This is a genomic window from Burkholderia sp. Bp9031 (genome assembly GCF_003857965.1).
In the GTDB taxonomy this organism is placed as follows: Bacteria; Pseudomonadota; Gammaproteobacteria; order Burkholderiales; family Burkholderiaceae; genus Burkholderia; species Burkholderia ambifaria_A.
Genome location: NZ_QTPW01000042.1, coordinates 1 through 21,479 on the forward strand (window position 1 = coordinate 1; position 21,479 = coordinate 21,479).

Sequence of the window (21,479 nt, forward strand, 5' to 3'; positions counted from 1 at the left end):
GACCGTGAAACGACTCTACGCCGATGATAGTGCGGATTCCCGTGTGAAAGTAGGTAATCGTCAGGCTCCCTAAGCCAGAAACCCCCGCCCGAAAGGCGGGGGTTTTTGCATTTGCGGCGTCGGAAAAGGAAAAGGGCGATGGCCGCCAGGCGTTGGCTTGGGAGCTCGTGCCGGCGGACGAACTGGCCAGGCACCTCACCGTCGATGCAAACTGCAATTGTCCCGAACCGGCACATCCGGCAGCAATCCATTCTCAATGCCCCCGAATCACGCTGCAAGCTGAATGGCGCGATGCGTATCGAGGTGAGCAGTATAGAATTCGCCAAAATGGCCTCATGCACGGGCAACATCGTCTATCTTCGTCGATATCGGCTCAAAAATGTTCTTCCTTGACATCGGTGGCGTATATGGTTGATTGCCGAGCCAAGTCGAATCTATGCGCATAAAGTGGTTTCAGCACGACGTGTCGGCAAAGCCGAGTTCGGACGCTTCAGGGTAATATCGCCACTCGTCCGGCTTCCACACATGGCTGCCGGTGTGTTCCGCATGCCGCAACTGTATCGTTCATGATTTCCAGCTCAGCTCAGAGTGGTCGGACGACCGACTTCCTGCCGTATCTCGTCGCCGCGACCTTCTTCATGGAGTATCTCGACACGACCGTGATCGCGACCGCGCTGCCGCAAATGGCTCGCTCCTTCGGCGTCGGGCCGAATGCGCTGAGTCTCGGGATGACGGCCTACATGCTCGCGCTCGCGGTATTCATCCCGATCAGCGGTTGGATCGCGGATCGATACGGTTCACGCACGGTGTTCGGTAGCGCGATTGTGATCTTTACCGGGGCATCGATTCTCTGCGGGTTGTCCAACGGCGTTGTGACGTTTACGGCTGCACGCCTGTTGCAGGGCGTCGGCGGGGCGATGATGGTGCCGGTCGGGCGGATGATCGTCGTGCGCAGCACCGAGAAAGCACGGCTAATGCGCGCGATCGCGACGATCACGTGGCCGGGTATCGTTGCGCCGGTCGTCGGGCCGCCGATCGGCGGCTTCATCACGACCTATGCATCCTGGCGATGGATCTTCCTGTTGAATGTGCCGCTTGGCCTCGCCGCGCTGGTCTGCACGTGGCTGATCGTACGGAATACGCGCGCGGACGAACAGCGGCCGCTCGATTGGGCCGGGTTCGTGCTGGCGGGTGGTGCGTTGACCTGTCTGTTGCTGGGTACTGAAACGGCTGGTCAGCAGGACGCGCAGTTCACGCGTGCGGCCGTGCTGGTCGGCGCTAGCGTGTTGTTCGGTATTGCCGCGTGGTTGCATGCGCGGCGTTGCGAGCATCCGCTGCTCGATTTCACGACGCTGAAGGTGTCGACCTTCTCGGTAACGGTGCTCACCGGGTCGGTCACGCGGATTGCGGTCAATGCGGTGCCCTATCTGCTGCCGCTGCTGTTCCAGATCGGTTTCGGGCTGTCGCCGTTCCAGTCCGGTTTGCTGTTGCTCGCGAGCGCGCTCGGCAATCTGGGCATGAAGGCAGGCACGTCGTGGATCCTCGACCGTTTTGGGTTCCGTCGCGTTGCGCTCGTCGACGTGACGATCGTCGGCTTCTTCACGATCGCATGCGGCTGGCTGACCGCATCGACGCCGCTTGCAATCACGCTGCTGGTCGTATTCGTCTACGGGCTGACGCGCTCGATGCAGTTCACGACGCTGGCGACGCTCGCCTATGCCGATATTCCGTCGCACCAGACCAGCGCCGCGAGCACGCTGTGGAGCGCCGCGCAGCAGATGACGATCGGGATGGGGATCGCATTCGGCGCGCTGGCACTGCGGCTCTCCGCGCTGGTGCGCGGCGATGCGGCCGGAATTCACTACGTGCTCGACGATTTTCGCTGGGCGTTCGTTGCCGCGGGAGTGCTCGCGCTGCTGACATTGCCGGGCTATGCGCGACTTGCGTCCGATGCGGGCGACCGATTGCGAGCGAGTGCGGCGCGAGGGTAGGTCGAACCGGCGACCATGTGTGAATGGCGACAGGTGCGCACTGTCCCGCGCAGTTGCTCACCGATGGTTCGATTCGTCGCGGGAGCGATGCTCCTTCGTGCAATGAGATCTCCGCGCGTGCATTTCATGAGCTGGCGCGCCGTGGTGCTGACGATACCCGGTCGTCATGCTGTACACGCACGAATCCGTGCGCGAGACAGCGACCGACGATGCCGCGCTCGCGTTGACCACCGCTACTGCGCATCGTGAAAGATGATGCCGACCGTATGGCGGTGCCCGGTCCGGATCCGGCTCACGCCGTGACGCAGGTTGACGCGATAGACGCCGCGCGTTCCCTGCACGGGCCGGCCATGCACGGCGAAGATCACCGCGTCGCCTTGCGTCAGCGGCACCACTTCCGCACGCGATTGCATGCGCGGCCGCTGTTCCGTCAGCACGAACTCCCCACCCGTGAAATCGCGGCCCGGCGCCGATAGCAAGATCGCGACCTGCAGCGGAAAGACGTGTTCGCCATACAGATCCTGATGGAGGCAGTTGTAGTCGTCCGGACCGTACTGCAGGATCAGCGGCGTCGGTCGCGTCTGTCCCGCCGCGTGACAGCGCTCGAGGAATGCAGCGTGATCGGCCGGGTAGCGGGCGTCGATCCCGAGTGCGCGGTTCCAGCGATTGGCGATCGGTGCGAGATGCGGGTAGAGCGCTGTTCGCAATGTGTCGATAACTGCCGGCAGTGGATACGCGAAGTACCGGTATTCACCGCGGCCGAAACCATGCCGCGCCATGATGACGCGCGACCGGTAAAGCGCATCTCGCGGATAGAGCGATGCCAGCGCAATGCATTCGTCAGCGGATAGGAGACCCGGTACGTGAGCGCATCCATGGCGATCGAGTGCGGTACCGGCGGCGGTCCAGTCGAGTGCGCTCACGCGCTGCACGAGGTCGACAGATTCGACGGCGGGCTGCAGATCGGCGATGTTCACGGGGTGTGCCTCTTTAGTCGGCGATGGGGTGTCGTGCGGATATGTCGTGAGCGCCGAAATCCTCTCCGCATCACGCGCGCCCGGATGCCCGGGCGACCGCAGACGGATGACGGACGACGCAATTCGGGAAATGCTGCTGCGAGCACGACCAGGTCATGATGAAAATCGATGAACCCAGTCTAATGCCGTGGGTGCGACGGCGCGCTCCAGATCTTGCGCTTCAATTCGGAAGAGCGAGGGGGCGCAAGTCCCGGCGCGAGCGGTTGGGCATAACGCGGATTCATTGAGATGCTGTTCCGCCTCGGTCCGGGATGGGCTCGGCGTAGTGTGCGCGAGATGGAAAGCGAGAGGGCCTGCGAGGAGAAAAACCGAAGCGCCGAAGCGCCGAAGCGCCGAAGAGACGAAGCGCCGAAGAGACGAAGAGACGAAGAGACGAAGAGACGAAGAGCGGCGAGCGACCGATCCCCCGGCCGCTCGCCGCTCGCCCGCTCAGGCGATCGACCGGAACAGCCAGTAGAGTCCGGCCGCCAGCGCGATCGACGCCGGCAGCGTCAGTACCCACGCGAGCACGAGGCTGCGCACCGTGCTCCACTGCAGCCCGGACCCGTTCGCCGCCATCGTGCCCGCGACGCCCGACGACAGCACGTGCGTCGTCGATACGGGCAGCCCGTATGCATCGGCCGCGCCGATCGTCAGCATTGCGACGAGTTCGGCCGACGCGCCCTGTCCGTACGTCAGATGCTGCTTGCCGATTTTCTCGCCGACGGTTACGACAATCCGTTTCCAGCCGACCATCGTGCCGAGACCCAGCGCGATCGCAACGGCCACCTTCACCCAGGTCGGAATGAACTTGGTCGCGTGATCGAGCTGCTTGTGGTAGTTGTCGATCGCGAGCTTGTCGTCGGCGGCGAAGGCGGGCTGACCCGACTTCTCGATCAGGCGAATCGCTTCGGATACCAGATACATCGTGTTGCGCACGTTGTCGACGTCACGCTGCGGCACGGCCGCCATCGAGCCCGACGAACCGACCGCGGTCGCGAGCGACGTGGACAGTTGCTGCACGGCCGGCAGCACGGCGGGCGTCATCTCGCGACGCTGCACGAAGTGCTCGACATCGGCACGCGGATTCGCGGACGGCGCGACGCCGTTCGAGTATTTCGCGAAGGTCGCGGCCGCCTGGTTCGCGACGGCGACGAACGTCTGCGATTCGGCCGGCGTGACCGCCTTGTTCAGTGCATACGCAGTCGGCACCGTGCCGATCAGGATCAGCATGATGAGGCCCATCCCCTTCTGCCCGTCGTTCGACCCGTGCGCAAACGACACGCCCGTGCACGTGAGGATCAGCAGGCAGCGGATCCAGAACGGCGGCGGCTGATCCTTCGGCGGCTCCTTGTACAGTTCCGGAATCCGCACGACGGCCTTCAGCAGGAGCAGCAGCAGCGACGCGCACAGGAAGCCGACGATCGGCGAGAACAGCAGCGACTTGCCGACGCCGAGCGCCTGGCCCCAGTCGACGCCGCTCGTGCCCGACGGCCCGTGCATCAGCTGGTTCATCAGCCCGACGCCGATGATCGACCCGATCAGCGTATGCGAGCTCGACGACGGCAACCCGAAATACCAGGTCGCCAGGTTCCAGACGATCGCGGCGATCAGCAGCGCGAACACCATCGCGAAACCCGAACCGCTGCCGACCTGCAGGATCAGCTCGACCGGTAGCAACTGCAGGATGCCGAATGCGACGGCGCCGCTCGAAACCATCACGCCGAGGAAGTTCCACATGCCTGACCAGATCACCGCGACGTTCGGCGTCAGCGAGTGGGTGTAGATCACGGTCGCGACCGCGTTCGCCGTGTCGTGGAAGCCATTGACGAATTCGAAGCCGAGCGCGATCACCAGCGCGGCACCGAGCATCAGGTACGGGAACAACGATCCTTCGCGGATGGGCGACAGATCGGCAATCAGATGGGTGGCGATATAGACTGCACCGATCGCAAGCACCAGCAGGAAGACGGCATAGCCGACCTGCCGGGTACGTTCGGTGGAGCCGGAATTGTGCGCGGCGGACGAAGTGGGCTGATTCATGACGGCATCTCGTAAGGGAACCGCAGCCAATCCTAGCTTTCGCTATCCGTCAGTTTGATGACAGTCGGGAGGACGAACCGTTACCTTTCAGATATGTAAGAAAGTGGCGCCGTCAATCTCCTTACGCATCGGTATCGCGCCGAACGTCGTCCGTGGCCACTGTCCAGCCATCTCGCGATGCGGTGAATACCGAGCACGACAGCGGCGCGACTTCGATGCGGATCGCAGCCTTTGCACCTATCCGACGCACGTGCGCGATGGCAGCCCGAACGATCGCCGCATGCGTGATCGCGACGATATCGCGATCGCGCGGCAGCGCGTTCAACCATGCGTCGACGCGGCGTGCGACGTTCTCGAACGATTCGCCGCCGTGCGGCGACGCGGACGGATCGTCGATCCAGGCGCCGAGCTCGTCGGGGATATCGCGCGCGAGGTCGTGCAGCCGCTTGCCGCGCCAGTTGGCGTAGTCGACATCGCGCAGCGCATCGTCGATGCCGGCGCGCAGCCCGAGCGCATCGGCGGTTTGCTGCGCACAGCGTGCGGGGCTGCACAGCACGATCGCGTCGCGGCTGCCGGCGAACCGCTCGCGTAGCGCGGCAGCATCGGCGAGCCCGCGGGCATCGAGCGCATCGTCAGCGGGAAACGCGCCGGCGCGCATCGCACGGGTCGACGCATGCGCGATCAGGCACAGCGAGGCAGGCTGGGTCATGTCGATGTCCGGAAGGTTTTGCATGGCCGCGCCCGTCGTGCACGGGCCTTCAACGCGCGAACGTTCGCGCGTACAATTCGCACGATACGAAAGGCGGAAGCCGGTGCAAGCCCGGCGCGGTCGCGCCACTGTAACCGGGGATCCTCGATCCCGGAAGCCAGACCTGCCTGCGTATTCCATCCAACATTTGTCGGGGCGCGATTCCCCTGAGGTGCATCCATGAGCGAAGCAGTGCTGAAGCCGGTCGTCGTGCCGGCGCCCATTCCCGTCCGCGAACTGTTGCCGTGGGCCATCTTCGTCGGCCTGATCCTGCTGCTCGCGCTGTATTTCGTCGGCGCGGAACAGGGCGCGACGTCGCTCGTACCGGGCATGTACGTGCACGAGTTCGTCCACGACGGTCGCCATCTGCTCGGCTTTCCCTGCCACTGACGCGGAGTACACGATGGTCGGAAAGCTGCTCATGCGCGGGATGCTCGCAGGCATCGCCGCGGGCCTCCTCACGTTCGGTTTCGCCAGAATCGTCGGCGAACCGCAGGTCGATCAGGCAATCTCCTTCGAAGAAAAGACCGACGCCGCCAAGGGCGAAGCGCCGGAGCCCGAACTGGTCAGCCGTCACACGCAGGCCGGCGTTGGCCTGCTGACCGGCGTCGTGACCTACGGCGCGGCATTCGGCGGACTGTTCTCGCTGGTCTTTGCGTATGCCTACGGACGAGGCAGCCGCCTCCCGGCACGGCCGCTCGCCGCATGGCTCGCGCTGGCGGCGTTCGTCGCGCTCGTGATCGTGCCGAACCTCAAGTACCCGGCCAATCCGCCGTCGGTCGGCGATCCCGACACGATCGGCTATCGCACGGGGCTGTTCTTCCTGATGATCGCGATCTCGGTCGCGACGATGGTGTTCTCGGTCAGCGTGCGCCGCCATCTGCTGGCGAAACTCGGGCAGTGGAACGCGTCGATCGTCGCCGGGCTCGTGTTTGTCGCGATCATCGCGGCCGTGCAGATCGGGCTGCCGTCGGTCAGCGAGTTGCCGGCCGATTTCCCGGCGGTGTTGCTGTGGAAGTTCCGCGTCGCCGCGATCGGCATGCAGGCGCTCATGTGGACGACGATCGGCCTGCTGTTCGGTGCATGGGTCGAACGCGGTGAACGCACCGGCATGCGCGCCGCCTGACGCACGTTGCACCGGGGCGCGCCTAGCGCAGCATGCGCGGCGCGCTCCACGTCGATTCGCGCGCCAGCGCGACGAATGCGGCCAGATAGTCGATCGATGCATCCGCTTCGCGGATACCGAGAAAGATCTGCTTCGCGATGCCCTTCTTCCCCAGCCTGACCGGCACGACCGGCATCCGGTCCGCATATTCGTCGGCAAGCCATCTCGGCAGCGCGGCCACGCCGCGCCCGCTCGCGACCATCTGCAGCATGATGTCAGTCGTCTCGATCGACTTGTGGCGCCGCGGCACGATGCCGGCCGGCGTCAGGAACTGGTTGTAGATGTCGAGCCGGTCGGTCTCGACCGGGTAGGTGATCAGGACTTCGTCGGTCAGCTGCTCGGGCGTCACGTAGTCGGCGTTGGCGAACCGGTGCGCGTCCGCGACGACCAGCACCTGCTCGTAATCGAACACGGGATCGAAGCGCAGCCCCGGCTTGTTCAGCGGGTCGGGCGTCACGAGCACGTCGATGTCATGGCCGAACAGCGCGCCGATGCCGCCGAACTGGAAGCGCTGCTTCACGTCCACGTCGACGTCCGGCCAGCGCGACAGGTACGGCGACACGACCTTCAGCAGCCACTGGTAGCACGGATGGCACTCCATCCCGATGCGCAGCGTGCCGCGCTCGCCCTTTGCATACTGCTTCATCCGCTCCTCGGCGAGCTCGAACTGCGGCAGCAGCCGGTTCGCGAGCTTCAGCAGATATTGCCCGCCTTGCGTGAGCCGCAGCCCGCGTCCTTCCCGATCCCAGATCGGCGTGCCGAGCTGCTGCTCGATCTTCCGGACGGTATGGCTGAGCGCCGATTGCGTGAGATGCAGCGCATTGGCGGCTGCGGTCAGCGAGCCCTGGCGCTCGACTTCACGGATCACGACGAGATGGAATCGTTCCAGCATGGATATCGCTCAACCCAGAGACGCATGAACAAACTTAATGGATAAATGAAATAATGCCATTTTATTTCATGGGATGAAATCCCTATGATGACTGCCGGATCTTCAATTTTTCTCTGGACGGCAGCTTCATGGTGACGACACACAACCTCGGTTTCCCGCGCATCGGCGCGAAGCGCGAACTCAAGTTCGCTCTCGAACGCTACTGGAAGGGCGAATCGCCGCGCGACGAGCTGAGGGCACTCGGCGCCTCGCTCCGCCAGCGCCACTGGAACGACCAGCGCGAACTCGATCTCGCGCCGATCGGCGATTTCGCGTTCTACGACCAGGTGCTCGACATGAGCTTCACGCTCGGCAACCTGCCGAAGCGCGTGCAGGACTTCCACGGCGATCCGCTCGACAACTATTTCCGCGTCGCGCGCGGCCGTTCGGCGCAGTCGGCGGAAGAACATGCGGCATGCTGCGGCGGTGTCGCGGCCGGCGAAATGACGAAGTGGTTCGACACGAACTATCACTACATCGTGCCGGAACTCCATGCGGACACGAACTTTTCGCTCGATCCGTCGCGACTGCTGCAGCAATTGGCCGAGGCGAAGGCGCAAGGCATCAACGCGAAGCCGGTGATCCTCGGCCCCGTCACGTATCTGTGGCTCGGCAAGGCGAAGGACGATTCTGATCGCCTCGCGCTGCTGCCGAAGCTGCTGCCGGTGTACGGCGCGCTGCTCGACACGCTGACCGCGCAGGGTGTCGAATGGATGCAGATCGACGAGCCGATCCTCGTGACCGAACTCGACGCCGAATGGCGCCAGGCATTTCGCACCGCGTATGCGGCGCTCGAAACGCGCCGCATCAAGCTGCTGCTCGCGACGTACTTCGGCCAGTTGCAGGACAACCTGACGCTCGCTGCCTCGCTGCCGGTCGACGGCCTGCACATCGACGCGATCAACGCGCGCGACGAAATCGATGCACTGGTGCGTGAACTGCCGGCCGACCGCGTGCTGTCGGTGGGCGCGATCAACGGCCGCAACATCTGGAAGACGGACCTGAACGCGACGCTCGACTGGCTCGAACCGCTCGCGAAGCAATTGGGCGGTCGCCTGTGGCTTGCGCCTTCGTGCTCGCTGCTGCACGTGCCGGTCGATCTGGCGAGCGAAGAGAAGCTCGACGCGGAGATCCGTTCGTGGCTTGCGTTCGCGCTGCAGAAGCTCGACGAACTGAAGGTGCTCGCGACCGCGCTGAACGAAGGCCGCGACAGGGTGGCCGACGCGCTTGCCGCAAACGCCGCCGCGATCGAGTCGCGCCGCCGTTCGCCGCGCGTGCACAACCCGGCGGTGAAGGCCTCGATCGCGCGCATCGACGCGCAGCTCGGCAACCGCGCGAGCCCCTATCCGGAACGCGCGCCGAAGCAGTCGGCACGCTTGAACCTGCCGGCCTTCCCGACGACGACGATCGGCTCGTTTCCGCAGACCGCCGAAATCCGCCAGGCGCGCAGCCAGTTCAAGGCCGGCGCGCTGGATGAAGCCGGCTACCGCAACGCGATGCAGGCCGAGATCGAGCGCAGCGTGCGCGAACAGGAATCGCTCGAGCTCGACGTGCTCGTGCACGGTGAAGCCGAGCGCAACGACATGGTCGAATACTTCGGCGAGCAGCTCGACGGCTACGCATTCAGCCAGTTCGGCTGGGTGCAGTCGTACGGTTCGCGCTGCGTGAAGCCGCCGATCCTGTTCGGCGACATCAGCCGTCCGAAAGCGATGACGGTCGAATGGATCGCGTACGCGCAGTCGCTGACGAACAAGCCGATGAAGGGCATGCTGACCGGACCGGTGACGATCCTGAACTGGTCGTTCGTGCGTGACGACCAGCCGCGCTCGGTGTCGTGCTACCAGCTCGCGCTCGCGATCCGCGACGAAGTGCTCGATCTCGAGAAGGCCGGCGTGCGCGTGATCCAGATCGACGAGGCCGCGCTGCGCGAAGGGTTGCCGCTGCGCCGCGCGCGATGGGGCGAGTACCTGACGTGGGCGGTCGAGTCGTTCCGCATCACGGCGAACGGCGTGCGGGACGACACGCAGATCCACACGCACATGTGCTATTCGGAGTTCAACGACATCATCGCGTCGATCGCCGACATGGACGCGGACGTGATCACGATCGAGACATCGCGCTCGGACATGGAACTGCTCGACGCGTTCGACAGCTTCAGGTATCCGAACGAGATCGGCCCGGGCGTGTACGACATCCATTCGCCGAACATCCCGACGCAGGATCACATCGTGGGCCTGATGAAGAAGGCGGCCGAGCGGATTCCGGCGGAACGCCTGTGGGTGAACCCGGACTGCGGACTGAAGACGCGCCAGTGGCGGGAAGTGATTCCGGCGCTGACGAACATGGTCGCCGCCGCCAAGACGCTGCGCAGCCAGGTGCAATAACGCGCGAATGCGGTATGCCTGCCGCCGCGATCGATGATCCGGCGGCGGGTGCCGTACCGGTCGAGACCTTCCCGGGCAGGCCTCGGAACACGTCGTTTCTGCTGCTTGATCCTCGAGGTGCATTCCCGCCATGTGCGAACGCATCCGCTACCCGCTCGACCAGCGCGAAACAGACGGGAGAGCGGAATCCTGGAGCGGGAGTGCGCGACCGGACGACCGCCCGCATGCGTGGAAACCGGGCAGGCGAAGCCGCCTGCCCGTTGCACCGGAAATTACGCGGTGCGCGCGCCGCGCGGCAGCGGCTCGTTCGTCTTGCCGGGCGCACTCGCATCGTCAATGCTGACGCGACGCGAGATCAGCCACACGCACAGCGATGACAGGATCGCGGCGCTGGTGTACTGGAGCGCGAGCGGCCACCATTGTGGCGCGGTGTTCTGCGCGATGATGGTCGCAACGAGCGGCGTGAGGCCGCCGGCGAGCGCGCCGCACACCTGGTACGCGATCGAGATCGCCGTGTAGCGGATGCGTGCGACGAAGATACCGCTGACGAAGCCTGCAACCACCGAGTAGTAGCCCGATTCCGCGAGCGTCGCGAGGCCGACGCCGACCGTAATCGACAGCGGCGTGCCCATGTGCACGAGCGGCAGCATGACGAACGGGACGATCGCAGCCCATGCGCCGGTGATCAGCAGCACGCGCGTGGTGCCGAAGCGCTGCGCGAGGAACGCGGCCGCGAGCTGCACGACGAACTGCAGCACGGCGACGATCGTCATGCAATGCAGCACCATCGACCGGTCGAGCGACAGGAACTGCGTCGCGTAGCTGATCATGAAGATGTTGCTGAAATACACGCCGGCGATGCCGTAGACGTTCGCACCGATCGCGAGCAGCAGCAGCGGCCAGTACTTGAGCGCTTCGCGCACCGGGTTCTGCGGGGTATTGCCGCTCTTTTTCACTTCCTCGAACTCGGGCGATTCCGACACGCTCGCGCGGATCACGAAGCCGACGATCAGCAGCACGGAACTCGCAAGGAACGGCACGCGCCAGCCCCAGCTCATCATGTCGTCCTTCGACAGCGTGCTGATCGCGCCGAACGCGAGCATCGACAGGATCAGGCCGCTCGCGCTGCCGAGCTGCGCGAACGACGCGAAGAACGTGCGCTTGCCTTCGGGCGCGTGTTCGCCGGCGAGCAGCACCGCGCCGCCCCATTCGCCGCCGACCGCGATGCCTTGCAGCACGCGCATCAGCACGAGCAGGATCGGGGCGATCACGCCGGCCTGCGCATGGGTCGGCAGCAGGCCGATCGCGACCGTCGACACGGCCATCAGCATCAGTGTCGCGAGCAGCGAACGCTTGCGGCCGAAGCGGTCGCCGAGATAGCCGAACATCACGCCGCCGAGCGGCCGCGCGAAGAAGCCGACCGCGAACGAGCCGAACGACGCGAGCAGGCTGACGAAGCGGTTTTCGCCGGGAAAGAACAGCGGCCCGAACACGATGGCGGCGGCGGTCGCATAGCTATAGAAGTCGTACCACTCGATCGTGGTGCCGACGAACGAAGCGAGCGCCGCCCGCTTCGGTTGCTTGACGGAAGTCCCCATCTGTCTAGTGTTCCTCTCGAATCCTCTGATTTTTGGAATGGATGGCGGCGCGGGGATCAGTCGCGGTACGCGACGCCGGGCAGCACGCACAGCAGCTCGTACGCAAGGTTCGCGCCGAGCAGGGCCGTGGTGCCGAACGGGTCGTACGGCGGCGCGACTTCGACGAGATCGCAGCCGACGATGTTCAGCCCCTTCGCGCCGCGGATGATTTCAAGCGCCTGCGGCACCGTGAGGCCGGCGATTTCCGGCGTGCCGGTGCCCGGGGCATAGGCCGGGTCGATGCCGTCGATGTCGAAGCTGATGTAGACGGGTGTGTCGCCGACGCGCGCGCGCACTTCTTCCATCAGTGGTGCGAGCGACTTGTTCCAGCATTCCTCGGCCTGGACCACGCGGAAGCCCTGCTCGCGGCACCAGTCGAAGTCCTCGGCCGCGTAGCCGGTGCCGCGCAGGCCGATCTGCGTGACCTTGTCGCCGTGCAGCAGGCCTTCCTCGACCGCCCGGCGGAACGGCGTGCCGTGCGCGATCTTTTCGCCCATCATCGTGTCGTTCACGTCGGCGTGTGCATCGACGTGGATCAATGCAACCTTGCCGTGCTTGCGGTGGATCGCGCGCAGGATCGGCAGCGCGATCGTGTGGTCGCCGCCGAGCGTGATCGGCTTGCAGCCGTGCTCGAGGATCGCGTCGTACGCGGCCTCGATGCGCGCGATGGAGTCGTGCAGGTTGTACGGGTTGATCGCGACGTCGCCGATATCGGCGACTTGCAGCGAATCGAAGGGTGCCGCGCGCGTGGCCATGTTGTACGGGCGCAGCAGCACGGACTCGGTGCGGATCTGGCGCGGGCCGAAGCGCGCGCCGGTGCGGTTGGAGGTGCCGAGGTCGAACGGCACGCCGACGAAGCATGCGTCGAGGCCCGCGGCGCTTGCCACGTGCGGCAGGCGCATCATCGTCGCGATGCCGCCGCAGCGCGGCATTTCATTGCCGCCGAGCGGCTGGAAATGGGTGTGGTCGTTCATGGGCTTGTCTCTTCCGATGTGGGGTTGCCGTATCATGCGACGCGGCCTGGCACATAGTTTTACGCGTCACGCCGGAAAGAAGAATGCGAAGATATCGACGTAAACATCGATTTTCATCGATGTATGGAAGGGGAATAGCGTGCTGGGGAATCTGTCGACGCTCGATCTGCGGTTGATCCGCGTGTTTCTCGCGGTCACGGACGCGGGCGGCGTGTCGGCCGCGCAGGCGATGCTGAACGTCGGCCAGTCGACGATCAGCGCGCAGCTGTCGTCGCTCGAGACGCGGCTCGGCTACCGGCTCTGCGAGCGCGGCCGCAGCGGCTTCCGGCTCACGCCGAAAGGCGAGCGGTTCCACGCGATGAGCCGCAAGCTGCTCGCGGCGCTCGACGAATTCGGGATGGCGGCGCGGCACATGGACCGCCAGCTGGTCGGCACGCTGAACATCGGCCTGATCGGCCATACGCCGATTAGCCAGAACGCGCGGATCGCCGAGGCGATCGCCGCGTTCCGCACGCGCGACGAGGCCGTGCGCTTCTCGATCTCGGTGCGCGCGCCGGGCGATCTCGAGGAAAAGCTGCTGAGCGACGAGATCCAGATCGCGGTCGGCTACTTCTGGCATCGCGTGCCGTCGCTGCACTACACGCCGCTGTTCATCGAGCGGCAGGTCGCCTACTGCGGCCGCGGCCATCCGCTGTTCGAACGCGCGGGCGCGCTGACGCCGGCCGACGTCGCGGGCTTCGAGTGGGCGTGGCGCTCGTATCCGCTGCCGGAGGCGCAGATGTCGACGACGCCCGACCGCGTAACCGCGACCGCCGACAACATGGAGGCCGTCGCGCTGCTGATCCTGTCCGGCCACCACCTCGGCTATCTGCCGCAGCACTTCGCGGCACCGTATGTCGCGCAGGGGCTGCTCGCGCCGCTCAATCAGGACCAGCTACGCTACGACGTCACGTTCCACATGGTCGTGGCGCGCGACGGACGCGGCGATCCACTCGTCGAAGCGTTTCTCGAGGATCTCGAGCACGCGCACCAGCCGCCCGACATCGTGTAGGGCGCCGTCGGCAACAATGTGAACGAATGTTGCGGCGGCGCGGCCCGCCGTCGCCCACATCGATAGGCGTCGAAGTGACGTATCGGGCAGCGGAGCGGCTTGCGTGTGCCGGCTGCCCGCCGCCATCACGGCACCGGCAATCCCGCGTCGTGCTTGACCTCGCGCAGCGACAGCGCCGATTCGATCGACGTCACGCCCGGCAGCATCCGCAGCGAATCGCGAATGAACGTGCCGTAGTCGTCGAGATCGCGCGCGACCACCTGCAGCAGATAGTCGGCCGTGCCCGCGACGTTGTGGCACGCGAGAATCCGCTCGATGCCGAGCACTTCCCGTTCGAACCGGTCGGCGACCTTGCGGTCGTGCGTCGCGAACCGCACGAGCACGAATGCGACGACGCCGAAGCCGAGCGCCTGGCGCGACAGCTGCGCGCGGTAGCGCTCGATGTAGCCGTCGCTTTCGAGACGTTTCAGGCGCCGTGCGCAGGGCGTCTCGGAGAGGCCCACGGAATCGGCGAGGCGTGCGATCGGCAGGCGGCCGTCGCGCTGCACCGCGGCGAGAATCGCACGATCGGTTTTATCGAGTTCGGACATGTTGGCGGAATCCTTGTCTTGGTTGCGCGATTGTGGCGGATTCCGCTATCGATCGCCAATCCTGAGCCAAATATGGCCAATAATCCCTCCATCTTCAGCGGCAACATATCGTCATTGAAGGACGGGGGCAGACCATGATTTCCACGCATTTGCTGTTGATTTATCTCGCCGCACTGGCGGCCATCTACGCGGTGCCCGGGCCCGACATGGCGCTCGTTCTGCAGACCAGCATCGGCCGTGGCGTGCGGCCGGGCATGGCGGCGGCGGCCGGCCTGTCGCTGTCGCGCACCGCGCACGTGACGTTGTCCGCCTGCGGCGTCGCGGCGCTGATCCGCGGCGCGCCATGGCTGTACGAGGCGATTCGCTACGGCGGCGCGCTCTATCTCGCATACGTCGCGATCCAGGTGTTCCGCTCGCCGGTGTTCGCGCTCGGCGACGGCGATGCGGCCGCCGCCGGGGAACTGCGGCAGTCGTTCTTCAAGGGGCTGCTGACGAACCTGCTGAACCCGAAGGCGCTGCTGTTCTGCTCGGTGCTGCTGCCGCAATTCGTGCGGCCGGAGGCCGGGCCCGTCGTGTGGCAGATGTTCGAACTCGGCGCGATGCTCGTCGCGGCCGGCGTGTGTTTCGACCTCGCATGCGTGTTCGGCGCGTCGCGCATCGCCGCATGGATGCGCGCGCATCCGCTGGCCCAGACGGTGCAGCGCTGGACGTTTTCCGCTGCGCTGATCGGCTTCGCGCTGCGCCTGTCGATGGACTGAGCCACGTCATCGCACCGTGCCGCGCGCAATGCCGGCCTTCGCCCGCTGGCCGCGACACGGCGGGGCGCGCGCGCAAATCATCTGACTGTTCTAAACTTCCTTTAACCTCGCGCTGTTGCAAACCGACTGACCGAACGGAACCGTCTCCCGCCGGCCCTGTCCGATTTCCTGGCTATTCCGTGCAACGCGGTACCAAGGAGGGTCTGAACATGGCAAGGCATCTTCAAGCCGACCGTGAACCCCGCATCGTCGCCGAATCGAAGTGTCTCGGTCAGTGCGATCCGGCAGAACGCATCCACGTCACGATCATGTTGCGGCGGCAGGAAGAAGGGCAACTCGATGCATTGGTCCACCAGCTCGCCACCGGCGACGCCCAGGCAAAACCGCTGTCGCGCGACGCCTTCGCGCAGCGTTTTTCCGCCAATCCCGACGACATTCGCAAAACCGAGGACTTCGCGCGCCGCCATCAGCTGACGGTCGATCGCGTCGATCCGGTCGAAAGCGTCGTCGTGCTGTCCGGGACCATCCAGCAGTTCGAGGCGGCATTCAGCGTGAAGCTCGAGCGTTTCGAGCATCGCTCGATCGGCCAGTACCGCGGCCGCTCGGGCCCGATCGCGCTGCCGGACGATCTCGGCGATGCCGTCACGGCCGTGCTCGGCCTAGACAGCCGTCCGCAGGCGCGGCCGCACTTCCGGCTGCGTCCGCCGTTCAAGCCCGCGCGCGGCGCCACCAGCGTCACGTTTACGCCGATCCAGCTCGCGTCGCTGTACGGCTTTCCGGCCGGCGACGGCGCGGGGCAATGCATCGCGATCGTCGAACTCGGTGGTGGCTATCGCCCGGCCGATATCCAGCAGTATTTCCGCGGGCTCGGCATCAACACGCCGCCGACGCTCGTCGACGTGAACGTCGGCACCGGCCGCAATGCGCCGACCGGCGAGGCGAACGGCCCGGACGGCGAAGTCGCGCTCGACATCGAGATCGCCGGTGCGATCGCGCCGGCTGCGAAGATCGCGGTCTACTTCGCGCCGAACAGCGACGCGGGCTTCATCCAGGCTGTGAACGCGGCCGTTACCGACAAGACCAACCAGCCGTCCGTGATCTCGATCAGCTGGGGCGGGCCGGAAGCGATCTGGCAGGCGCAGTCGGCACAGGCGTTCAACCGCGTGCTGCAGGCGGCTGCCGCGCAGGGGGTCACGGTGTGCGCGGCGTCGGGCGACAGCGGCTCGGGCGACGGGCTGCAGGACGGCGCCGATCACGTCGACTTCCCGGCATCGAGCCCGTACGTGCTCGGCTGCGGCGGCACGCAGCTCGATGCGCTGCCGGGGCAGGGCATTCGCAGCGAGGTCACGTGGAACGACGAGGCGGCCGGTGGCGGTGCGGGCGGCGGCGGCGTCAGCACGATGTTCGACGTGCCGGTCTGGCAGCAGGGGCTGAAGGTGGCGCTCGCCGACGGCAGCAGCACGTCGCTCGCGAAGCGCGGCGTGCCGGACGTCGCCGGCGATGCCTCGCCGCAAACGGGCTACGAGGTGTCGATCGCGGGCACGCCCGCGGTGATGGGCGGCACGAGCGCGGTCGCGCCGTTGTGGGCCGCGCTGATCGCCCGGATCAACGCGGCGGCCGGTGCATCGGCCGGCTGGATCAATCCGGCGCTGTACAAGAATCCGGGCGCGCTGCGCGACATCACGAAAGGCTCGAACGGCACGTATGCGGCCGCGCACGGCTGGGACGCATGCACGGGCCTCGGCAGCCCCGACGGCACGAAACTCGCGGCGATCCTCGCGCGCAAGCCGTCGAGCTGACGCGCCGGCATACGCCTTTCCATGCGACGCGGGTTTCCTGCCCGCGTCTTTTTTCACCTCCAGGAGCAGCACGATGGGCATCGATTCCGCATCTTCCGGCGGCGTGTATCCGCTGCATCACGGCGACCACAATTCGCATGGCGTGCCGCCGACCATCAATCCCGTCGCGCTGAGCCACGGCCGCGACCAGCCGTTCTTCGATCCGGTCGCATACGGCAACGGCCCCGACGACTCGGTGACCGACACGACCGAAGCGGCCGCGATCACGCATCACACGATCCTGATCGACGGCAAGCGGATCGCGTACACGGCGACGGTCGGCCATCTCGTGACGGTCGACCCGAGCAGTTCGCAGCCGGCCGCGAAGATCTTCTATGTCGCGTTCACGGCCGACGGCGCGAAGGAGGAAACGCGGCCCGTCACGTTCTTCTACAACGGCGGGCCCGGCTCGTCGTCGGTGTTCGTGCTGCTCGGTTCGTTCGCGCCGAAGCGCATCAAGACGTCGATGCCGGGGTTCACGCCGCCCGCGCCGTACCAGATGGAAGACAACCCGGACAGCATGATCGACCACAGCGATCTCGTGTTCATCAACCCGGTCGGCACCGGTTATTCGGCGGCTGTCGCGCCGAACAAGAATCGCAATTTCTGGGGCGTCGACCAGGATGCGGATTCGCTGAAGCAGTTCATCAAGCGCTACCTGACGAAGAACAATCGCTGGAATTCGCCGAAATACCTGTTCGGCGAGTCGTATGGCACCGCGCGCAGCTGCGTGCTCGCGTACAAGCTGCACGAGGACGGCGTCGACCTGAACGGCGTCACGCTGCAGTCGTCGATCCTCGACTACCGGCAGGCCGGCAACCCGGTCGGCGCGCTGCCGACTGCGGCGGCCGACGCGTGGTATCACAAGAAGCTCGGCGTCAAGCCGGCGCCGACCGATCTCGGCGCGTTCGTCGAGGAAGTCGCGCAGTTCGCTCGCACCGACTACCTGAGCGCATTGCGCAACGTGCCGCATGCCGACCCGGCCGCCGTTCGGAAGCTGTCGGACTACACGGGCATCGACACGGCGACGCTGCAGACCTGGGGGCTCGACATCGCGGGTTACAACGCGCGCGGCAATTCGCTGTTCCTGACGACGCTGCTGCAGGCGCAGGGGCTGGCGCTCGGTTCGTACGACGGCCGCGTGACGGCGATTTCGACCGGTATCGCCGGCAAGATCGATCCGAATTCGGGCGGCAACGATCCGACGATGACGGCCGTGACGGGCGTCTACACGGCGATGTGGAACAGCTACCTGAACGAGCAGTTGAAGTTCACGTCGAACTCCGCGTTCACGGACCTGAACGACCAGGCGTTCCAGAACTGGGACTTCGGCCATATCGACCCGACCGGTGCGCAGCAGGGCATCGATGCGAAGGGGAACGTGATCCTCTACACGGCGGGCGACCTCGCCGCGGTGATGGCGCTGAATGTCGACCTGAAGGTGCTGTCGGCGAACGGCTTCTACGATTTCGTCACGCCGTTCTACCAGACCGTGATCGACCTGCAGCAGATGCCGCTCGAGGATCAGAAGGTGCGGCAGAACCTGTCCGCGCGGTTCTATCCGTCGGGGCACATGGTGTATCTCGACGGCGGTTCGCGCACCGCGCTCAAGCGCGATCTTGCAACGATGTACGACGCGACGGTCAGCGATACGGGCGCGCGGATGCGGATTCGCGCATTGCAGGCGAAGAAGACGGGCGGGCACGCGTAGCGCGGCCCGTCGTGCACGGGCCGCGCGTGACCGTGACGGTTCGCGCGGCGCGGTGTTTCGGCCGGAGCGGCCGGCTTACGCGGCCGGCCAGTCGAACGGCGTGTACGGCAGTGCGCGCTTGTGGCGCGAACCGTCGTAGAAGCGCAGCACCGTTTCGTACACGTTGTCGGCGACGGGATTGCCTTCGAGAAAATCGTCGATCTCGTCGTAGGTGACGCCATACGCGTGCTCGTCGGGGCGCAGCGGACGCAGTTCCTCGAGGTCGGCCGTCGGCACCTTCATCACGATCAGTTCTTCGCCACCGAGCGCGCGGGCGACCGCACGCACGCGGCGCTTGCTCAGGCCGGCGAGCGGCAGCACGTCCGCGCCGCCGTCGCCGAATTTCGTGAAGAAGCCCATCAGCGATTCGGCCGCGTGGTCGGTGCCGATCACGATGCCGCGCCGCGCGCCGGCTACCGCATACTGCGCGATCATGCGCTCGCGCGCCTTGATGTTGCCGTGCACGAAGTCCTGCTGTGCCGGGTTTTCGAACGCGTGACCGGAGGCGATCAGCGACGCGAGCATCGCGTCGGCGGCCGGCTTCACGTCGACCGTGAACGTCTCGTCCGCACGCACGAACGCGAGCGCGCGCTGTGCATCGGCTTCGTCGTTCTGCACGCCGTTCGGCAAGCGCATTGCGATGAAGCGGGCGTCGTAGCCGCCGGCGCGCAGCTTTTCGACCGACAACTGCGCGAGCCGCCCGGCCGTCGACGAATCGACGCCGCCGCTGATGCCGAGCACGTAGGTCCGCAGGCCGGTCGAACGAAGGTACTGAGCGAGGAAATCGACGCGGCGGGCGATCTCGGCCTCGGCGTCGAAGTGCGGGGCGACGTTCAGTTCGGCAATGATCGCGCGTTGGCGGCTGGCGTAATCGGCGGATGTCATGGGGGGTTCCGGAACGAAATGCAAGGCGCCCATCATAAGCGCAATCGCGGCCCGGCGCCGCGCCGGGCATGCGATCCGGCGGCTTCGCGTTGCATCGGCGAGACGCGGTGCATCGTCGTGGTGCAGCGCATCCTGGCGTGCACGCGGATGCTTCGTTTCGATGCATGGAGGGGCGCGGTGACGGACGCTTCCTGCTCCTGCTCCTGCTCCTGCTCCTGCTCCTGCACCTGCACCTGCACCTGCACCTGCACCTGCTCTTGTTTGTGTTTGTGTTCGCGTCAGCGCCGCGCGAGCACGACACCCACGAGCGCGAGCGCGAAGCCGGCGAGCTGGACGGTCGCGAGCGTTTCTCCGAACAGCAGGTAACCCTGCAGCGCGGCGAGCGGCGGCGCGAGAAACAGCAACGACGTCGCGCGGGCCGCGTTGCCGCGCCGCAGCATCCACATCAGCATCGTGACCGCGCCGCCGGACAGGAACACGACGCCCCACACGAGCGATAGCCACAGAGCCGGCGCGCCGGTCCAGCGCGTTTCGTGCAGCAGCACGACGAAGATGGTCGCGACGATCGCGGCGCCGAGATTCTGCACGGCGACGGCCGTGCGCAGGTCGTTCTGCGCGAGCTTGCCTTTCTGGTACAGCGAGCCTGCCGTGATCGAGCCGACCGCCAGGATCGACACGGTCACGACGAACCACGCGGGCGCGGCGCCCGGCGGCGGCGCGACGCCGCCCGCGACCTTCGGCGCGAGCACGAGCGCGACGCCGGCGAGCCCGAGCGCCATCCCGAGCCAGCCGCGCGTGGGCAGGCGCTCGTTGAACAGCGGCACGGCCAGCACGGCGGTGGCGAGCGGCTGCAGTGCGCCGAGGAGTGCCATCACGCCCGCGTTCAGCCCTTGCGCGACGGCCCAGTAGCTGGCGCCGAGATAGACGCCCTGCAGCAGCGCGCCCGCGATCAGGTGGCGCGGCCATTCGCGGCGGGCCGGCCACGGCGCGCGCGCGACGAGAGCCACGGCGCCGAACAGCACGGCCGTGCCCGCGAAACGCGCGAGCAGGAACAGGTTCGGATCGGCGTAGGGCTTGATTGCCCGGGCGACGATGAAGCCGGTGGACCACAGCGCGACGAAAGCCGCGGCGACGAACGAGGTGAACATGCGTGGCGGGCCGCGATACGGCCGGACGGATCGTGAAGTCGGCTAGTATCGGGCGAAGCGGCGCGGCCGTCTTGTCGGATTCTGCATTCGCCCGGCGCGCTTGCGCGGCGCATGCACGCGGCCATGCATGGCGCGCGGCTTCGGCTGCGCGTGGTGGCTACGCACGCGAAGCGCCGCCAGCGCAGCAATGCGCTGGCCGTTCGGCTATTGGCCGGCCGGGTGAAAGCGCCGTGGCATGAACGCGCGCCGTGGCGCGCGCAAAGGAACGGAGATCAGTCGAGCGAGAACGTGTCGAGCGGCTGGTTCGCGCGCGCGTCGGTCGCGAAGCGCGCGGCGAGCTGTTCATACAGCCGGCGGGCCTCGTCGAGCGTCAGGTCGATCCAGTACGGATCGCCGGCCCCGTCGTTGAGCCGTTCCGGCGAAAACTGGATTTCGAGCACACTGCCTTTGCGATACATTGGGCAAGCCCCTTGATGGTCTGTCGTTCGGCGAAGCGCAGAGTGTAGCAATCGCTTGCCGTGCCGATTCGCGCGCATCGGGCAATACAGAATTTCGCTTTCGCGAAGCGCG

The 21,479-nt window shown here is 66.1% G+C and carries 19 protein-coding genes and 1 riboswitch; of the genes, 8 read left to right on the forward strand and 11 right to left on the reverse strand.

Going from position 1 to position 21,479, the window contains the following annotated elements:
* Positions 1-566 precede the first annotated feature (566 nt).
* Positions 567-1,991 (forward strand): DHA2 family efflux MFS transporter permease subunit, encoded by a 1,425-nt coding sequence (locus DIE15_RS33110; protein WP_124835507.1) that lies wholly within the window; start codon positions 567-569, stop codon positions 1,989-1,991.
* Positions 1,992-2,224: 233 nt separating this feature from the next.
* On the opposite strand, the gene DIE15_RS33115 is transcribed toward DIE15_RS33110, so the two are convergent.
* The 3 genes from DIE15_RS33115 to DIE15_RS33125 form a co-directional block, all read right to left on the reverse strand.
* Positions 2,225-2,968 carry a 2OG-Fe(II) oxygenase gene (locus tag DIE15_RS33115; protein ID WP_057929716.1) on the reverse strand — a complete coding sequence of 248 codons (744 nt, stop codon included), beginning with the start codon at positions 2,966-2,968 and terminating at the stop codon, positions 2,225-2,227.
* Positions 2,969-3,457: 489 nt separating this feature from the next.
* A complete protein-coding gene (locus DIE15_RS33120; RefSeq protein ID WP_124835508.1) occupies positions 3,458-5,050 on the reverse strand; it encodes an inorganic phosphate transporter in 1,593 nt (530 codons plus the stop codon).
* 121 nt (positions 5,051-5,171) lie between these two features.
* Positions 5,172-5,759, reverse strand: a complete 588-nt coding sequence (locus tag DIE15_RS33125; protein WP_124835509.1) for a histidine phosphatase family protein — start codon at positions 5,757-5,759, stop codon at positions 5,172-5,174.
* A 51-nt stretch (positions 5,760-5,810) separates the two neighbouring features.
* Positions 5,811-5,945, forward strand: a riboswitch (cobalamin riboswitch).
* A gap of 33 nt (positions 5,946-5,978) precedes the next feature.
* On the opposite strand from DIE15_RS33125, the gene DIE15_RS33130 reads away from it, so the two are divergent.
* A complete protein-coding gene (locus DIE15_RS33130; protein WP_006752367.1) occupies positions 5,979-6,188 on the forward strand; it encodes a CbtB-domain containing protein in 210 nt (69 codons plus the stop codon).
* Between the two features lie 13 nt (positions 6,189-6,201).
* Positions 6,202-6,924: a CbtA family protein gene (locus DIE15_RS33135; RefSeq protein WP_124835510.1), complete on the forward strand. Its 723-nt coding sequence runs from the start codon at positions 6,202-6,204 to the stop codon at positions 6,922-6,924.
* Between the two features lie 22 nt (positions 6,925-6,946).
* On the opposite strand, the gene DIE15_RS33140 is transcribed toward DIE15_RS33135, so the two are convergent.
* Complete coding sequence (locus DIE15_RS33140) at positions 6,947-7,855, reverse strand: LysR family transcriptional regulator (RefSeq protein WP_124835511.1); 909 nt, start codon at positions 7,853-7,855, stop codon at positions 6,947-6,949.
* A gap of 128 nt (positions 7,856-7,983) precedes the next feature.
* Here DIE15_RS33140 and metE point away from each other — a divergent pair, with 128 nt between their 5' ends.
* Complete coding sequence (gene metE / locus DIE15_RS33145; protein ID WP_057929720.1) at positions 7,984-10,278, forward strand: 5-methyltetrahydropteroyltriglutamate--homocysteine S-methyltransferase; 2,295 nt, start codon at positions 7,984-7,986, stop codon at positions 10,276-10,278.
* A gap of 272 nt (positions 10,279-10,550) precedes the next feature.
* On the opposite strand, the gene DIE15_RS33150 is transcribed toward metE, so the two are convergent.
* Both DIE15_RS33150 and speB read right to left on the reverse strand, forming a co-directional pair.
* Entirely contained in the window at positions 10,551-11,876 is a 1,326-nt protein-coding gene (locus tag DIE15_RS33150; protein WP_124835512.1) for an MFS transporter, read from the reverse strand.
* A gap of 56 nt (positions 11,877-11,932) precedes the next feature.
* Positions 11,933-12,889 carry an agmatinase gene (gene speB / locus DIE15_RS33155; protein WP_057929722.1) on the reverse strand — a complete coding sequence of 319 codons (957 nt, stop codon included), beginning with the start codon at positions 12,887-12,889 and terminating at the stop codon, positions 11,933-11,935.
* Positions 12,890-13,028: 139 nt separating this feature from the next.
* Here speB and DIE15_RS33160 point away from each other — a divergent pair, with 139 nt between their 5' ends.
* On the forward strand, positions 13,029-13,940 hold the full coding sequence (locus DIE15_RS33160) for a LysR family transcriptional regulator (RefSeq protein WP_057929723.1): 912 nt from the start codon (positions 13,029-13,031) through the stop codon (positions 13,938-13,940).
* Positions 13,941-14,065: 125 nt separating this feature from the next.
* Here DIE15_RS33160 and DIE15_RS33165 read toward each other — a convergent pair whose 3' ends face one another.
* Positions 14,066-14,530, reverse strand: a complete 465-nt coding sequence (locus tag DIE15_RS33165; protein ID WP_057929724.1) for an Lrp/AsnC family transcriptional regulator — start codon at positions 14,528-14,530, stop codon at positions 14,066-14,068.
* A gap of 134 nt (positions 14,531-14,664) precedes the next feature.
* Here DIE15_RS33165 and DIE15_RS33170 point away from each other — a divergent pair, with 134 nt between their 5' ends.
* From DIE15_RS33170 to DIE15_RS33180, 3 genes are all read left to right on the forward strand, one after another.
* A complete protein-coding gene (locus tag DIE15_RS33170; RefSeq protein ID WP_057929725.1) occupies positions 14,665-15,288 on the forward strand; it encodes a LysE family translocator in 624 nt (207 codons plus the stop codon).
* A 209-nt stretch (positions 15,289-15,497) separates the two neighbouring features.
* Entirely contained in the window at positions 15,498-17,087 is a 1,590-nt protein-coding gene (locus DIE15_RS33175) for a protease pro-enzyme activation domain-containing protein (RefSeq protein WP_124835513.1), read from the forward strand.
* 73 nt (positions 17,088-17,160) lie between these two features.
* On the forward strand, positions 17,161-18,837 hold the full coding sequence (locus DIE15_RS33180; protein ID WP_124835514.1) for a S10 family peptidase: 1,677 nt from the start codon (positions 17,161-17,163) through the stop codon (positions 18,835-18,837).
* A gap of 75 nt (positions 18,838-18,912) precedes the next feature.
* On the opposite strand, the gene nadE is transcribed toward DIE15_RS33180, so the two are convergent.
* The 4 genes from nadE to DIE15_RS33200 form a co-directional block, all read right to left on the reverse strand.
* Positions 18,913-19,761 carry an ammonia-dependent NAD(+) synthetase gene (gene nadE, locus DIE15_RS33185; protein WP_124835515.1) on the reverse strand — a complete coding sequence of 283 codons (849 nt, stop codon included), beginning with the start codon at positions 19,759-19,761 and terminating at the stop codon, positions 18,913-18,915.
* Between the two features lie 32 nt (positions 19,762-19,793).
* Entirely contained in the window at positions 19,794-20,012 is a 219-nt protein-coding gene (locus tag DIE15_RS33190) for a hypothetical protein (RefSeq protein ID WP_124835516.1), read from the reverse strand.
* A 27-nt stretch (positions 20,013-20,039) separates the two neighbouring features.
* Positions 20,040-20,909: a DMT family transporter gene (locus tag DIE15_RS33195; RefSeq protein WP_124835517.1), complete on the reverse strand. Its 870-nt coding sequence runs from the start codon at positions 20,907-20,909 to the stop codon at positions 20,040-20,042.
* 272 nt (positions 20,910-21,181) lie between these two features.
* The gene (locus DIE15_RS33200; RefSeq protein ID WP_006752380.1) at positions 21,182-21,367 is read right to left on the reverse strand and encodes a hypothetical protein; all 186 of its coding nucleotides are present in this window, start codon (positions 21,365-21,367) and stop codon (positions 21,182-21,184) included.
* Between the last annotated feature and the right edge of the window lie 112 nt (positions 21,368-21,479).